Annotated in this window: 13 protein-coding genes; 6 read left to right on the top strand and 7 right to left on the bottom strand. The window is 47.3% G+C overall.

Annotation, left to right across the window (positions count from 1 at the left end; translation table 11 throughout):
* Positions 1-23 precede the first annotated feature (23 nt).
* The gene (gene pdxR / locus AC27N8_RS11900; RefSeq protein ID WP_487067201.1) at positions 24-1,508 is read right to left on the bottom strand and encodes a MocR-like pyridoxine biosynthesis transcription factor PdxR; all 1,485 of its coding nucleotides are present in this window, start codon (positions 1,506-1,508) and stop codon (positions 24-26) included.
* A gap of 246 nt (positions 1,509-1,754) precedes the next feature.
* Between pdxR and AC27N8_RS11895 the strand changes: the two genes are divergently transcribed.
* Complete coding sequence (locus AC27N8_RS11895) at positions 1,755-2,975, top strand: aminotransferase-like domain-containing protein (RefSeq protein ID WP_487067199.1); 1,221 nt, start codon at positions 1,755-1,757, stop codon at positions 2,973-2,975.
* A gap of 15 nt (positions 2,976-2,990) precedes the next feature.
* Here the strand turns inward: AC27N8_RS11895 and AC27N8_RS11890 are convergent, their stop codons facing one another.
* Together AC27N8_RS11890 and AC27N8_RS11885 are read right to left on the bottom strand one after the other, a co-directional pair.
* Positions 2,991-3,125, bottom strand: a complete 135-nt coding sequence (locus AC27N8_RS11890; protein WP_487067197.1) for a hypothetical protein — start codon at positions 3,123-3,125, stop codon at positions 2,991-2,993.
* A gap of 10 nt (positions 3,126-3,135) precedes the next feature.
* The gene (locus AC27N8_RS11885) at positions 3,136-3,408 is read right to left on the bottom strand and encodes a hypothetical protein (protein WP_487067195.1); all 273 of its coding nucleotides are present in this window, start codon (positions 3,406-3,408) and stop codon (positions 3,136-3,138) included.
* 260 nt (positions 3,409-3,668) lie between these two features.
* Here AC27N8_RS11885 and AC27N8_RS11880 point away from each other — a divergent pair, with 260 nt between their 5' ends.
* Together AC27N8_RS11880 and AC27N8_RS11875 are read left to right on the top strand one after the other, a co-directional pair.
* Positions 3,669-5,309, top strand: coding sequence for a peptidoglycan D,D-transpeptidase FtsI family protein (locus tag AC27N8_RS11880; RefSeq protein WP_487067193.1), 1,641 nt, complete (start codon positions 3,669-3,671; stop codon positions 5,307-5,309).
* Positions 5,310-5,495: 186 nt separating this feature from the next.
* The gene (locus AC27N8_RS11875) at positions 5,496-7,154 is read left to right on the top strand and encodes a penicillin-binding transpeptidase domain-containing protein (RefSeq protein WP_487067191.1); all 1,659 of its coding nucleotides are present in this window, start codon (positions 5,496-5,498) and stop codon (positions 7,152-7,154) included.
* Between the two features lie 82 nt (positions 7,155-7,236).
* Here the strand turns inward: AC27N8_RS11875 and AC27N8_RS11870 are convergent, their stop codons facing one another.
* A complete protein-coding gene (locus AC27N8_RS11870; protein ID WP_487067189.1) occupies positions 7,237-7,914 on the bottom strand; it encodes a TetR/AcrR family transcriptional regulator C-terminal domain-containing protein in 678 nt (225 codons plus the stop codon).
* Positions 7,915-8,218: 304 nt separating this feature from the next.
* Between AC27N8_RS11870 and AC27N8_RS11865 the strand changes: the two genes are divergently transcribed.
* Both AC27N8_RS11865 and AC27N8_RS11860 read left to right on the top strand, forming a co-directional pair.
* Entirely contained in the window at positions 8,219-9,289 is a 1,071-nt protein-coding gene (locus AC27N8_RS11865) for a pyridoxamine 5'-phosphate oxidase family protein (protein ID WP_487067187.1), read from the top strand.
* A 227-nt stretch (positions 9,290-9,516) separates the two neighbouring features.
* Positions 9,517-11,151: a penicillin-binding transpeptidase domain-containing protein gene (locus AC27N8_RS11860; protein WP_487067185.1), complete on the top strand. Its 1,635-nt coding sequence runs from the start codon at positions 9,517-9,519 to the stop codon at positions 11,149-11,151.
* A 110-nt stretch (positions 11,152-11,261) separates the two neighbouring features.
* Here AC27N8_RS11860 and AC27N8_RS11855 read toward each other — a convergent pair whose 3' ends face one another.
* The 3 genes from AC27N8_RS11855 to AC27N8_RS11845 form a co-directional block, all read right to left on the bottom strand.
* Positions 11,262-12,035, bottom strand: a complete 774-nt coding sequence (locus tag AC27N8_RS11855; RefSeq protein WP_487067183.1) for a gamma-glutamyl-gamma-aminobutyrate hydrolase family protein — start codon at positions 12,033-12,035, stop codon at positions 11,262-11,264.
* A 470-nt stretch (positions 12,036-12,505) separates the two neighbouring features.
* On the bottom strand, positions 12,506-13,102 hold the full coding sequence (locus AC27N8_RS11850; protein ID WP_487067181.1) for an acetate uptake transporter: 597 nt from the start codon (positions 13,100-13,102) through the stop codon (positions 12,506-12,508).
* A 448-nt stretch (positions 13,103-13,550) separates the two neighbouring features.
* A complete protein-coding gene (locus AC27N8_RS11845; RefSeq protein WP_487067179.1) occupies positions 13,551-14,159 on the bottom strand; it encodes a copper resistance CopC family protein in 609 nt (202 codons plus the stop codon).
* A gap of 425 nt (positions 14,160-14,584) precedes the next feature.
* Here AC27N8_RS11845 and AC27N8_RS11840 point away from each other — a divergent pair, with 425 nt between their 5' ends.
* Positions 14,585-14,962 (top strand): cupredoxin domain-containing protein, encoded by a 378-nt coding sequence (locus AC27N8_RS11840; RefSeq protein ID WP_487067177.1) that lies wholly within the window; start codon positions 14,585-14,587, stop codon positions 14,960-14,962.
* The last annotated feature ends 140 nt before the right edge of the window (positions 14,963-15,102 follow it).

The following is a 15,102-nucleotide window of genomic DNA, read 5'->3' as shown; positions in this document are numbered from 1 at the left end:
GCAGCTTATAACGCAATGAAACTTCACAGCAAAGAGTTTGTGAGACCAGAGCGCGTGGTGAGGCGTTGTACCTGGCGTAGTTGTGTCCGCAAAAGGTCGCCAAGGATAGCTATCCCCTGCTCGATACGTTCGGGAGTATGAGCCCCGAAACTGAGTCGCATGTGCGCGTACGGTTGTGCTTGCAGATAGAAAGCTGCTCCAGGGGCGATACCAACGCCCTGTTCGATCGCCTGCATATAGAAATCGTATTCGTGAATCTGAGGAGGCAAGGTCACCCAGAGATTCAGTCCTCCTCTGGGCTCAGTCCAGGAGCATTCCGGCAGATAACGTTGCAGAGCAGAGAGGAGAGCATCACGACGCGCACGATAAAGAGGTCGCACACGTTGCAAGTGAGCACTCAGATGATGGCGATACAAATAATCAGCCAGAGCCCGTTGCAGCAGAGGCGAACTGAAGAGATCACTGCTACGCTTGACTGCCAGTAACGATAGCAGCACTTTCTCTTCAGCCACAATTGCTCCGATCCGCACACCTGGCAGCAATATTTTTGAGAAGCTCATAGCATAAATAACGCGCCCATCAGCATCTGAGGCTTTCAGGGCAGGCGTCGTATAATCATCATAGGCCAGCAACCCGGCGACATCATCTTCAAAGATCAGAAAATCATATTTGTGAGCGAGACTCAGCAACATCTTATGGCGCTCGAAGGAGAGCGAGCGCCCCGTTGGATTATGAAAAGTAGGGATCAGATAGAGTAAGCGTGGATGATAGCGTTGACAGGCTGTCTCTAACGCCTCCGGCAGAATGCCCTCAGCATCTGAAGCCACGCCGACGATACGCTGGCCTCGTTGGATCGCCAGTTCGATCATCCCAACATAGGTAGGCTCCTCGACAAGCACCACGTCATCAGGAGAAAGGCAGGCACACAATGCCAGATCAATCGCCTGCTGGGCACCGGAGGTGATCATGACGCGATCAGGTGGCGTCACAATGCCACGATCAAGCAGAATATGAGCCACCTGCTCGTGTAATGACGTCTCGCCCTGCGTTGAGCCATAATTCAGCGAAGTAGGATCATCCAATGCGACGCGTAACGAGCGACTCATTTCCTGGATGGGATAGGTGGTGGTTTCCGGGATAGCCTGTGCAAAGGAGAGTAGATCGGGGTGCGCAGTCATACGCATCATATCAGCCAGAATCCCTTGACTCAACCAGGCCGGCGGCGAGATCTTCGGGGCTGGCTGCGCGTGCAGCGAGGTTGGAATCGGAAGTTGCGCTGCCACAAATGTACCACGCCCAACACCTGCCTCCACCAGTCCCTCCGCCTTCAACTCGGCATACGCGCTCTGCACCGTCAGACGCGTCAGACCGTATTGTCCAGCGAGTTCACGAATCGTTGGTAGACGACTTCCAACTGGTAAGGCACCAGTACGAATATATTCACGTACCTGATTCACTATCTGCCGATAGAGAGGTAAATGATCCTCACGCTGTAGAGAGAGCTTCATCGGGATCTCCTTTCATTGGCGAAACGCTACACCTCCATCTTACTGTAACGGAAATAATCCATATTGTACAGGGACAATCATGAAATTTGGCAGGAGACAATCTAAAAACCGTGCTCAACACAGCACAATTAAGATTGTCTCTCACCAAAAACAGCGATTGTCTCTGGACAAGTTAGAAAAATCCATCTACATTAGAACTATACATAGAAAGATCCCGCTCATCTTTACAAAGGAGATACGGCACAGATGCAAACACAATGGGAACAACGATTCGCACAACGTGTTCAATACATGAAGAGTTCGACAATACGTGAACTTCTCAAAGTCACCGAAAGGCCAGAGATTATATCGTTCGCGGGAGGATTACCTGCTCCAGAGGTATTTCCAATCGAGCGCGTAAAGATAGCTACCGATCAGGTACTGACAGAACATGGAGAGCAAGCCCTACAATATGGTGCCAGCGAGGGATATCGACCACTGCGTCAACTCCTTGCCCAGAGGCTCTCACACGGCAACCTGCAACTCACCACAGAGAATGTACTTATCACCTCTGGTTCGCAGCAAGCGCTGGATTTGGTGGGTAGGATTCTTATCGATCGAGGGGATCGCATCATCGTTGAAGCGCCTACCTACATGGGAGCACTCCAGGCGTGGAGCGCCTATGGAGCAACCTATACATCGATCCCGATGGATAACGATGGCATGCAGACTGAACATCTCGATGAAGCATTCCAGCAACAGCCAAAATACACCTATGTCCTGCCCAACTTCCAGAATCCGACCGGAGTCACCTTAACCCTGGAACGACGACAAGCGCTGGTAGAGAAATCGCGTGAGTATGGCTTACCGATTGTCGAAGACGATCCCTACGCGGAGCTACGTTTCGAAGGAGAGCCTCTCCCCTCGCTTCTGACCCTCGAAGGAGAGCAACAAGCAGGACCATCCTATCAAGGCAACATCATTTATCTGGGAACATTCTCAAAAGTGCTGGCCCCCGGACTAAGAATAGGCTGGGTGATCGCACCAGCAGAGGTGATCCACAAGCTCGTGCAGGTAAAGCAAGGAGCCGATCTCCATACGGCTTCTTTGACGCAGATGATCGCCTACGAGCTCTTGAAAGATGGGTTCCTGGACGAGCATGTCCATTTAATTCGTAACGTCTATCGTGAGCGGCGCAACGCCATGCTATCCGCAATGGAAGAACACTTTCCCAAAGACGTAACATGGACCCATCCCTCAGGTGGAATGTTTCTGTGGGTCACGTTGCCAGCCGAAAACGATATACTAGAGATCTTCAAACAGGCACTTGAGCATAACGTTGTCTTCGTTCCTGGTGCATCATTTTATCCAGACGCCAGCGGCCCCAACACCATGAGATTGAATTATTCACACGACGAGCCTGAACGTATCCATGAAGGCATCAAAAGATTAGCGAGCGTCCTCCACAAAACATCCGTACACGTATAACATTGAACAACATTCTCAAATGTTGAGATGGCAGATACCTTCCTCATAAGCCGCCACCCGCGCGAAGCCCAGACGCTGATAGCATGCGGTGGCGGCAAAATTTTCTGCTTTGACAACTATATCTTTATGCGATAAAGTTATAGTTTCCATCCAGAAATATCTATTCCTGCGACGTATCACCATCGCTTGTGCGAGCGAGATAGTCATATTTCTTCGCCTCATAAGCCAGACGTGCCAACTCAACCTGTGCAATGTGTTTTTCATGCACGATAAAGGATACAGCAATCGCCCAGCTAACAGAGCTCAGTAGAGCAGCTATCGGCACAGTAATAGCCAACAGTTGGCCCGTTGAGAGATGATCGCTGGATCTACCGTGAGATGGAGATGCCTCTGTAAATTTGTGTCTGACGCCAGCAAGATATTTCGACATCATTTCTACTCCTATTATTTATATACTTTTACTTTTTTTACTATAGATAAAGATCGAGAAAATAATACCACAATGTGGTGTGTTGATAAAGGGGATGTTTTTAGCAATAAAAAGCTCGCGATAATCACGAAGAAGCGGGAGAGAAACAACTTATAACTGGCATTAAACGTAATCAGGTTAAGAGGACATATTACTTAATAGAAATATAGCGGAGCAGATTGACGACAAGCGATCAACCCAGGTAGCGGATCAAAGGATACAGCATGAATATTGGTGCGAGTATACGCAAATTGTCTTATATCTTTATTCTCTGCTTCATCGTGCTCAGCGGTGGTCTCGTCTATTGGCAAGCTTTAAGGGCCGACAACGTCACAGCCACCCCCCACAATCCACGCATCTGCCTGGTCAGTAACACACCGCTACGAGGCAAACTCTTTGATCGCAATGGTGTCTTACTGGCGGAATCGCTACCCGATCAAAACGTCTGTGGAGGCTATATTCGTCACTACACAGAGCCCTCTTTAGCCAATATTATCGGCTACTATGTCCCTGGAGATTTTATGCCCGATGGTATCGAGAAAGAATATAATGATATCCTCCAGGGCACAAATAATACGACCCAGATGGATCAAGAGACCAATAAGCTTTTGCACACAGCCCCGATTGGAAACGATATCTATCTGACCATCGACGTGCGTATCCAACGCCTGGCGGTCCAGGAGTTCAACAACTATCATCCCACGACCGATCCTTTTTACTTTCAGAGCTACACCAGGGGACTCAACGCGCCGTCAAATAGAGGATCCGTTGTCATAAGCGATCCACACACAGGCGAGATCCTGGCCATGGTCAGTGCCCCCGGCTATGATCCCAATAAAATGGTCCAGACATTGAGCCAGAATGATTTTAAATACTTTAACCAGATGAATGCTGATCCCGACAAACCGTTACTCAATCGACCAGTAGCAGCGCGTTATGCTCCTGGCTCAATCTTTAAAACGGTCACACTGATGGCTGCTCTGGACTCAGGGGCAACCACACTGACAACAAATTGGAACCAGACACAAGCCATGGGACCTCTTTATTACGACGGACGGAAAATCATCGGAGATAACCTGGGCTTTGGAGAATTCGTCTTCCATTTTCCGATCAACACAGAATTTGCTTACGCCAACTCGGACAATATCGTCTTCGCCCAGATTGGTGTCAAGACCGGCGAAAAAACGTGGCTCGACTATACGAAGAGGCTCTATATTGACCAGCCGATCCCCTTCGATCTACCAGTCGCCGCCAGCAGCGTCTTAAATAGCGATGGCACACCTTTATCGACGCTTCAGCTCGCCTCGAACGCCTACGGACAAGGGATCGATAATATTACCCCGTTACAAATGTCACTGATTGACAATACAGTCGCCAACAACGGTATCCTGATGCGTCCGACATTGATCTCCCGCATTGTTGATCCTGATCAGAATCCACTTCAAACATTCAGCCCTCAGCAATTAAATACTGTAATCAGTCAGGATAGCGCCTTCAAAGTCCGACAGGCCATGTCAGCGGTCACGACCTGCGGCAGCGGTTGGCATCTCAGCCAGAACTTTGGCTATCAGAGTTCTATTGCCGGGAAGACAGGCACCGCTGAGATTGGAGGCAATCAGGTAGCGCACGGCTGGATGATCACGCAAGCTCCTTTTACACACATTACCACTGATCCCAATCAGATGCCGGCACTAACCATCGTCGCCATGCGCGAGAACGGCGGTGAAGGCTCCTCAGCAGTTGGGCCAGCAATCTGGAAAATGTACAACGATATTTTTAGCAAGGGATATGTCCAGGCACAGCTACCCGCACCACTCCAATCCGATCCTTACTGCCTCAACGCCAACTTGTGGCAGACGCGTTAAACTGACAAAAATGGAAGTAGCAAGAGATATCAGAGTGATCCTACAAATGCGGATAGAGCTCATTTGTACACAATAATAAATGAGAAAAAGTATTTATACACTTGCAAACATTGATCATCTATACTATCATCCAAACATAAATAGCTACGAATATAGATTAAAGGCGTCAAAGCGAAGGGTTCCTTGATGAATATCAGCACAAGCATACGCAAATTAACGTATGTTTTTATCAGTCTTTTTCTTGCACTCAGCGGAGGTCTCATCTACTGGCAGGTGGTAGAGGCGGAGAATGTCACATCCACACCACATAATCCCCGCAGTTGCCTCTCGGAGAACAATCCGGTACGCGGAAACATCTATGACCGCAACGGTGTGTTGCTGGCAACCTCAGTACCTAATCACAGTTCCTGTGGAGGAGGTTATATCCGCCACTATACAGATACAGGCTTAGCCAATGTGATTGGCTTTTACGCACCCGGATACTACTCTCCCCCAGGCATCGAGAGCAAATATAATGATATCCTCAACGGCAAAAGCATGGGGAGCACGGCATTAGACAATCAATTCAACAAGGTCTTACACAAAGCACCGGTTGGCAATAATATCTACCTGACCATCGACGAACGCGTCCAGAAGGCCGCCGAGCAAGAGTTCAATAATTATAATCCTGACACCGACACATTCATTGCGCAGATGGGAGTCTCTGTCAGAAGTATCGTCGATAACACGGATCGTGGCTCACTGATTGTCAGCGATCCACACACAGGAGAGATCCTGGCCATGGTCAGCGGTCCAGGCTATGATCCCAACCAGATGGTCCAGACGCTGGCGAAAGGAAACCTGGATTATTTCAATCAAGTAAACAATAATCCAGAGCAACCGATGCTGGATCGACCACTAAATGGACTCTATGCACCTGGATCAACCTTTAAGACGCTCACACTGATGGCCGCATTGGATTCCGATAACACCACACTCGATACTAATTGGGACAGGCAGCAAGCTGCGGATGATATGAATATTAATGGAACAATTGTGACCGGCAATAATCTTGGTATCGAGCAAGGCTTTGTCTCCCATTTTCCGATCAACACAGAATTTGCCTTTGCCAACTCGGATAATATTGTCTTTGCCCGCATCGGCATGAAAACAGGGGCAGATAAGTGGTTAGATTATGCGAAAAAGCTCTATGTAGGCCAGGAGATTCCATTCGATCTGAACACGGCAACCAGCACCGTCCTGGATCATGATCAGCCTTTAACAGATGCTATGTTGGCACTGGATGCCTCCGGGCAAGGAGCCACTCTGGTCACGCCCTTACAAATGACCTTGATCGATAACACGGTCGCCAACAATGGCGTTCTGATGCGTCCCATGTTGGTCTCTAAAATCACCGATCATAGCAATAACGCATTGGAGACCTTTTCTCCTCAAACATTGGGCACAGTTATCAGCCAGGACACCGCCTTCAAGGTGCGACAGGCGCTATCAGCGGTTACAACGTGTGGAAGCGGCTGGCATCTAGGCCAACTCATCGATGGTCCAGCCTCAAACGCCATCGCAGGCAAAACAGGCACAGGAGAGGTCGGAGGCAATCGGTTTGCCGAAGCCTGGATGATCACGCAGGCCCCCTTCACATTGAAGGTTACCGATTCTAACCAGATGCCAGCAATTACCATCACAGCCATGCGAGAGAACGGCGGCGAGGGTGCCGATGCGATCGGACCAGCAATCTGGCACACCTACAACAACATCTTCAGCAATAATTACGTCAAAGCGCAGATACCTGAACGCTTTACATCTCAAAGTTACTGTTATCCAAATAATCTCTGGCAGGTTAAATAACTATGACGAACAAATTCAACCAACTTCACAGCACATCAGCAGGCAGTATCAGTCTACCTGACGCGGAGCAACTAAGCTAACTTCACATGCTCCTGTCTTTGTAGTTGAGGCTTTCTTTCTCTTTTCGTAAACCTTCAATAATGAGGTTTAAGCCATATTGGAAGTGAGCATCAAAATCCCAGTTCTCAAACAACGGCAGGAGCTTGGTAAGAGTGGGATACAGCAAAGCGATGTGTTCTCCTTGCAAAGCATCGCGATGATTTACAGTAGAGGAGCGGGATGCCTGCTCCTCTATGATAAAACCAAGCACATAGTAGAAGATTGTCCAGGTAGCAGTAAACACAGAGCTGGGCGGATAGCCAGCTTGATAGAGCGTCTCGGTGAAAAGCTCCGCGTTACGAAGGGTATTCTGACCAGTAGTGTATGTACCACCCAGAACCCTGGCTCCATCGCGATACGCCAGCAGAGTCCGGCGTAAGTTTTGCACAAGCGTTTGCAAACGTTGTACCCAATCCTCAGTCTCAGGAACGACAACGCTACAGCTAGCAAGCATTGTTTCAGCCATAGCATTTAATAATTCCTGTTTATTCTTGAAATGCCAGTACAGCGCCGCCACCTGAACATCAAGCTGGTCCGCCAGTCGTCTCATCGTGAGGCCATCGAGTCCAACCTCGTTGAGCAGGTCAAGGGCTACCTGGACAATTTTTTCTTGCTGGAGCTGAATTGGTTTCTGACCTGTACGTCCAACGTTATGTGCCATCTTTTCCTCCTCGTACCTGTTCCTCTTGACTCTTGAACAACGTTCAGGTACAATGAACACTGTTCAAGAGGAATCTCCTCCTGATAGCAATAAAAGAGAGACCTTCAGTTTGATATATACCTGCATACGCATGAGGGCATGACGAGATGACAGGTTAAATACCATTATTAGAGCATGAACTATGCGTCATGTCAATTGACAAAAGTATAAGGAAGTGCTAAAAAACGTTCTTCACCAGCGCAACCAACGATTTTTTGGGAAATCCTGGATTGGAACAACAACATTTGTTCGGGAGAAAACACATATGCTCTTACTACAACCTCATACATTAATTAAAACCGAAGAAGAATTGCGTACACGCATTCCGCGCCCTATCCCACTCATGGCAGAAAAAAAAGCGCCAACCTTGAATGACAACGATAAGCGTTTCATTGCTCAAAGCCCTTTTCTCTGCGTTACAACACGAGGCGCAGATGGGGCACTTACCGTCTCTGCACATGGCGGAAAACCTGGTTTCATACAGATATTCAGCGAGAAAATACTTGCCATCCCGTTCTCAGTCGATCAACCACTCAGAGAGCTTCGAGAAGAGAGCTTGATGGAGAGTGAATGCGGTTTGATCTTTATTATTCCAGGCATCAATGACACGCTACGTATCAACGGGCAGGGAACAGTGATCAACAGAAAAAAACAGCTTGAAATGTACTTCCCTAAGGATGAGTTGCCCTCATCAGCACTTTTGGTAGACATCGCTGAGAGCTATATACAGTGTCCTAAAGCCTTGCTGCGTGCTCATATCTGGCAACCCCAGATTGAATCTTCATCCCTTGCTCAAATCAAGGAGACGCCCAAACCCCTGGCAGCATTGGATGCAAACTGCCGTCTCTTCCTTGAGCACGCCACCTTTCTATGCCTGGGAACCGGCAATGGGCAGGGAGAAGCTGATATCTCACCGCGTGGCGATCCAGCTGGAGCCTTTAAGCCATTAAATGATAATGTTTTGCTGATTGGTGATCGACCAGGAAACCGGCTCGTCGACAGCCACCGCAACATACTACAATATCCCTCAGTGGGCCTCATCTTCTTTATTCCGGGGACTAACCTCACACTGACTATACGGGGAAAGGCCAGCCTGACTACAGATCAGGACATCCTTGATTTATTAACGGTCCAGGAGAAAAAACCTTTGCTAGGGGTATGGATAACCATTGAATCTGTCTTCCTGACTCGTTCTCAGGCGCTGGGACGTTCCAACATTTGGAGTGTAGAGGCATATGCCGACCCAAAAACGCTACCTGGAATGTCAGCACGCCTTCTAGATTTCCTCAAACTTTTCCTGAAGAAACGTTTACAGCACAAACGGCACAGCGTGTAAGCAAACGAAAGATCGGAAGAGTACTTCACATCCATTTTAAACTCTTTCGGAAAGAGCAGGTGTCAATGGCCCAGGGTAACAACGCCCCAGTGGTAATATGCCACAATTGATAGGAAAACTGGGCAACCAACGCATTCTTTTCTTGCCAATACGAAATAGGAATGGTACACTTTTCATCAAAGCACCTATTAACAAGAATCACAGGTAACACATTAAAGGGTGAATCGATGAATATTAGCTCAAGTATACGTAATCTCACTTATGTATTCGTCGTGTTGTTCGTGGGCCTGAGCGGTGGATTGGTATATTGGCAGGTAGTACAGGCAGACAACGTTACCTCTACCTTGCACAATCCTCGTCGCTGCCTGGCCGAGAACAATCCGATACGCGGAAACATTTATGATCGTAACGGAGTCCTGCTAGCAACATCGATTCCAGATGCAAACATCTGTGGTGGCTACATCCGTCACTACACAGAACCCTCTTTAGCCAATATTATCGGTTATTATGTGCCCGGATATTATTCTCCTCCCGGCATCGAGAGCCAATACGGCAATATTCTCGATGGTGATACAGGCAGCACAGCATTAACTAACACGGTCAATAAAACACTTCATAAAGCGACCGTCGGCAATAACATCTACCTGACAATCGACGTGCGTATCCAGCGTCTGGCGGTCCAGGAATTTAATGATTATCATCCTGACACTGATCCCTTCTTCTTTCAATCCTATACATTAAATCAGGCGGCTAAATCTGACCGAGGCTCGATGGTCATCAACAACCCACACACGGGTGAGGTGCTAGCCATGGTTAGTGCTCCGGGTTACGATCCCAACAAGATGGTCCAGACGCTCAGTGCTGGTGATGAAAAATACTATGATTCGGTGGTCAAAAATCCAGAGCAACCAATGCTCGATCGCCCATTATATCAAGCCACCACACCAGGCTCAACCTTCAAAACGGTCACGTTGATGGCCGCTCTGGATACAGGCTCGACCACCCTGGATACAAACTGGGATCAAAAAGGAGCGATGGGTCCGCTCTTCTACGACGGAAGCCAGATTAAAGGTGACAACCTGGGCTTTGGAGAGTTTGTCTTCCATTTCCCGATTACAACAAAGTTCGCTTACGCCAACTCAGATAATATCGTCTTTGCCCAGATTGGCGTCAAGACGGGCCAACAAACATGGTTAGACTATGCGAAGAAACTCTATATTGACCAAAAAATTCCTTTTGACCTGAATACAGCCACCAGCAGTGTTACCAATAGCGATGGAACCCCCTTAACAACACTCCAGCTGGCCTCAAACGCCTTTGGACAGGGTGTTGATAATGTCACTCCATTTCAAATGTCTCTGGTCAATAGCACGGTCGCCAATAACGGCGTTTTGATGCGTCCAATGCTCATCTCGAAGATTACAGACAGCTCAAAAAATACGATTACCTCGTATAGTTCACAGCAGTTAAGTACAGTCGTCAGTAGTGATACCGCTTATAAGGTTCGGCAGGCCATGGATGCTGTGACGATGTGTGGTAGCGGCTGGCATCTGGATCAGAATTTTGGTTATCAGTACACAATCGCTGGCAAAACCGGTACAGGACAGCTTGGAACTTCACAGCCTGCTCAAGGCTGGATGGTCACGCAAGCTCCTTTCACACTGGGGCAACCCGATCAGATGCCTGCCATTACGATTACTGCCATGCGTGAGAATGGCGGTGAAGGCGCTGATGCCGTTGGTCCAGCCATTTGGAAGACCTATAACGACATTTTCAGTAATGGATATGTCAAGGCCACCCCTCCAACGCCACGCACCTCCGACGTCTGGTGTCCGGCGAACAATTTATGGCAGACAAAATAGTTCCCTGGAATAGAAAACATTAATCACGTATCCTCACACAATAAAAAGGATCTTCCAAGCAATTGGAAGATCCTTTTTGTATGTAAATGAAGATAATTGAGATGATGACGTTAAGCGCTGACAGATAATTCAGCGGATAGGGTCTCCATTTGCTGATCCATTTTAGCGGAGCAGGCAACGGCGAAGGCTCGAAACAGGCGTGTCCAGATGGGATATTCGCGGTATAATTCCTCGGGATGACTTTGCACGGCTAACATAAAGCTGCGCTCAGGAATCTCTATAGCTTCAATAATACCATCGGCGGCCTGGCCACTGACAACGATCCCTTTGCCTACTTTTTTGATGGCTTGATGATGGATGCTGTTGACCATGACGTTCTCCGTGCCCAGCACTTTATGGATACGGCTCTCCGGTGCGATATCGATAGCATGGATGATCTGATTGCGCTGTAAGGTCCCATTCGCGTGTTGAATGTCGCTTTGATAACTTGTAGCTAGATCCTGATAGAGCGTTCCACCGAGAGCAACATTTAATAATTGCATTCCTCGACAGATCCCAAGCGTCGGCACATCTTCTTGATAGGCCCAACGTGCGAGGACAAGTTCTAATTTATCAAGCTCTGGATCGGTTTCGGTGAGTGTGGCCTGGATCTCTTCTTGATACGTGGATGGTTGCAGATCGATGCCACCGGACAGCAATAAGCCATCCAGGCGAGCCAACAATGAATGCAGGCTATCGAAGTCTTTCATAAGGGGGATGATGATGGGCACGCCGCCAGCATGCTCAACTGCGTTAACATAGGATTGATTGCTATAATAAACTGGTTTCTCTGGATTACTCCCTCTGACACCCGCTCGACACGGGATACCTATTAAAGGACGCATAATCTCGCCACTCCTATCTACTTGTATATAACATCATATCAAAGTCAATATTTACTTGACCCTCCCTTCACCATTACACCCCTCCCGGCATGAGGTTAGACAAATCGTGCAGTTCATCGAGGAGTTTTTTTGAAGCAACACGCACCATGCGCGTCATTGGCCGCAGCCACTTTTTCCAAGTTCATTCTGAGAAAAAGAATCGTTATTAACGTTTTACAATTGTAACCCCGCTCTTGTCAAGCTCGACAGGACCTATGGGAAGAGGCCTCCATCCGCCTCTATCCTCCACCAGTCACATATTTAAGGGAGTATTAATATGTTCAGTCTCCCTTTCATAGAGGAAGCCATACATACCAATACTCCCGATACCCGACGAAACGTGCCTACGCATCTGCACTGTGAAACCGTCAGTCAGACATACGTATACAATTCTCAAAAATTGCTTTCACAGGCGAAGCGCTATCCTTGCCTTAAGATCGTGGACCTATTGGCAAGAGGAAAGGAGCCTTCACAGTTGTCAGCAGGCCAGCCAGAGCAGTATACCAGGCAATGATGGCGGTAATAATACCCAGCCATCCACCAATTACATTGAAACTAGAGCCGCCGCCTAATGTGCCAATAGTCAGTGCCAAAAACGTGAGGAAAAGAAAGAAGAACACACCAATCAATGCAAGATTACTACGCAATGTCCCTATCAGCATGATTGCGGTGAAAATGGTCCAACCAAGAAAGAAAAAGCCAAAGGCCGTTTCATTGGGAATCAATTTTAACTGGAGCATTGCCGCCACAGCTAACCAGAAGCCACCATAAGAACTGAAGGCAGTCGCACCAAAGGTGTTACCCATCCTGAATTCCCACATGCCTGCCAGGAGTTGAACAAGTCCTCCGTAGAATAGAGCCAGGCCAATCACGACCTCCGCGCCAGTAAACAAACCAGCATTAGCAGAGCTTAAAACGAACGTTGTCAGAGCAAAAGCAGACAAACCCAGCGGTGCGGGATTCACTACCCCTGGGGTAGCGACCGCATCGGTTGCTACGTTCTCATCTTTTAGCGAAAACTGTGCCATAGCATTCCCACCTTTCATAACATGTTTCATACTTCACATCGCTATCTCATCGACGAACAGCGATATCTCCATAGTATAGTGTGAGCAAGCATCTTTACCTGCATCAGGTAGGGAAAAATCAACCAGAACAGAACACGCTACAAATTACAAATATCCAAGGTATACAGAGACGAATATGGAATGTGCCATTCTCCTTTCACATCTTCAAATATACATCTCAGGCCACCTCGTATGCATGCTGACATATCTTATTGTACAATATATAGAAACGTTTTCCAATCTACTTTCGACCAGAAACAACGTATTCGCTATTTTCTATAAAAAACACGTCCATAGACCGTGCAACCTGATTCCGTTGGAGCGCTATTTTTCTGGCAATGGTACTCCACAGCACGAAAAAAGCATATGCCTTACTGCAAGACATATGCTCTGGGTCCGATTGGTTTTTTTATTTGCTCACAGGAGTTTCGATCGGCTCGGAGACTGGCTCAGAGACAGTTTTACGCGTGCGACCGAGTCCAAATCCAGCAGCTATACCGATTAGCAAGGCAATCAGTCCAATAACGATCGGTACCCAGATCGGTGTACCACCCGCATTGTTCGTACTCGTCGTCTCAGAGGTCTGAGCAGTTTTGGTAGGCTGAGCCGTAGGCGTAGCGCCCACTGTGAAAGCAAAGGCTCCTTGGGCAGGATCGTTATCATCAGAAGAGACGGTATGCCAGTTCACAATGTAGATACCATCCTTTTCTGGCTTGATGTTTACCGACATTTTCGTAGGGTCGTTCAGTGCCACCGTCGCATCGCCCTGACTGATCAAAGCACCATCAGGTCCATAGATCTCCAGATTACTATTTGCGGCCCCAGGCTTCATATTCTCAGCCGTCGTCACAGTTATCTTTGTCGGTGCCTGCTTGATGACTGAATTAATCGCTGGATCAGAGCTGATCACTTTAGCATGGTTCGGCTGAGCAAACGATGGACTGACAATGGCGAAAAACAAACCAAGGCTAAGTAGAGCCGCACCGAGAAAGTGTCCATGTTGACGAGAATGAGTCATAATAAAAATATCCCTGCCTTTCAAATCTATCATCTAATACTGCGATGGAAGCAAAAATCGCATCGTACAACTGAAATCACATTGATGCTAATAAATAGCTACTCTGAGCATAGGCTCTACAACAATATCTGTCTATTGGGGTGAATCCCTATTTTTTACCTAAGGTGCTTCCGTATTGATCTAACTTACCCAGGAGAAGTACATATATATACCACTAGAAACATCACTCATTTCTTTTTATCGGACAAAAGAATCAAGATTAATAGTATACCCATTCTTACAGATCTGCCCTATAATCAGTTAGTAGACAATAAGATTCCTCATCTAACGTCGGCACACGACCGATTTGTATTAAAAGAGGATCTTTATGTCCATATATTTGCAAGCATAAATATATCATGTGAAACGGGAGTAACAATCCATTCATGAAAAATTACAGAATTACTGCGCTCAGACTACTGGCGATCGGATTTCTTTCTCTCTGTCTGGCAGCCTGTGGAACAGCCAATAGCAATCAGATTCATATGACAGCCACCAACTTCTCCCAGGGCACTATTACCATTAATAAGGGGGAGAGCATTACACTCATCAATGACAGTGGAGTGATCCACGCCATAGATCATGGCCGTTGGCTTGATACAACACAACTTCCTGATACTGAGACCGGAGCGCCCGGTGTCGGTGCTGCTACATCTATGAATCCAAATGATACAGTTATCATTGGACCATTTAATCAGGCTGGCACATTTCATTATTATTGCACTATTCATCCCGGTATGAATTTAAGTGTAATCGTGAAATAAAAAAAACTGCTATCAAATTGTGTCTTTTTATTGCCAATGATGTCGTCTCTATAGATAAGATTATATAATTTCTTTATACTTAGAGGGCAATGAGGGTGGATAAAACATTTTAAGAAACATATCATCTTCCTTCATTTATT

It is taken from the genome of Dictyobacter sp. Z7_2 (assembly GCF_057551105.1).
Note: the sequence above shows the minus strand (reverse complement) of the source record. Positions and strands in the feature narration are given on the sequence as shown.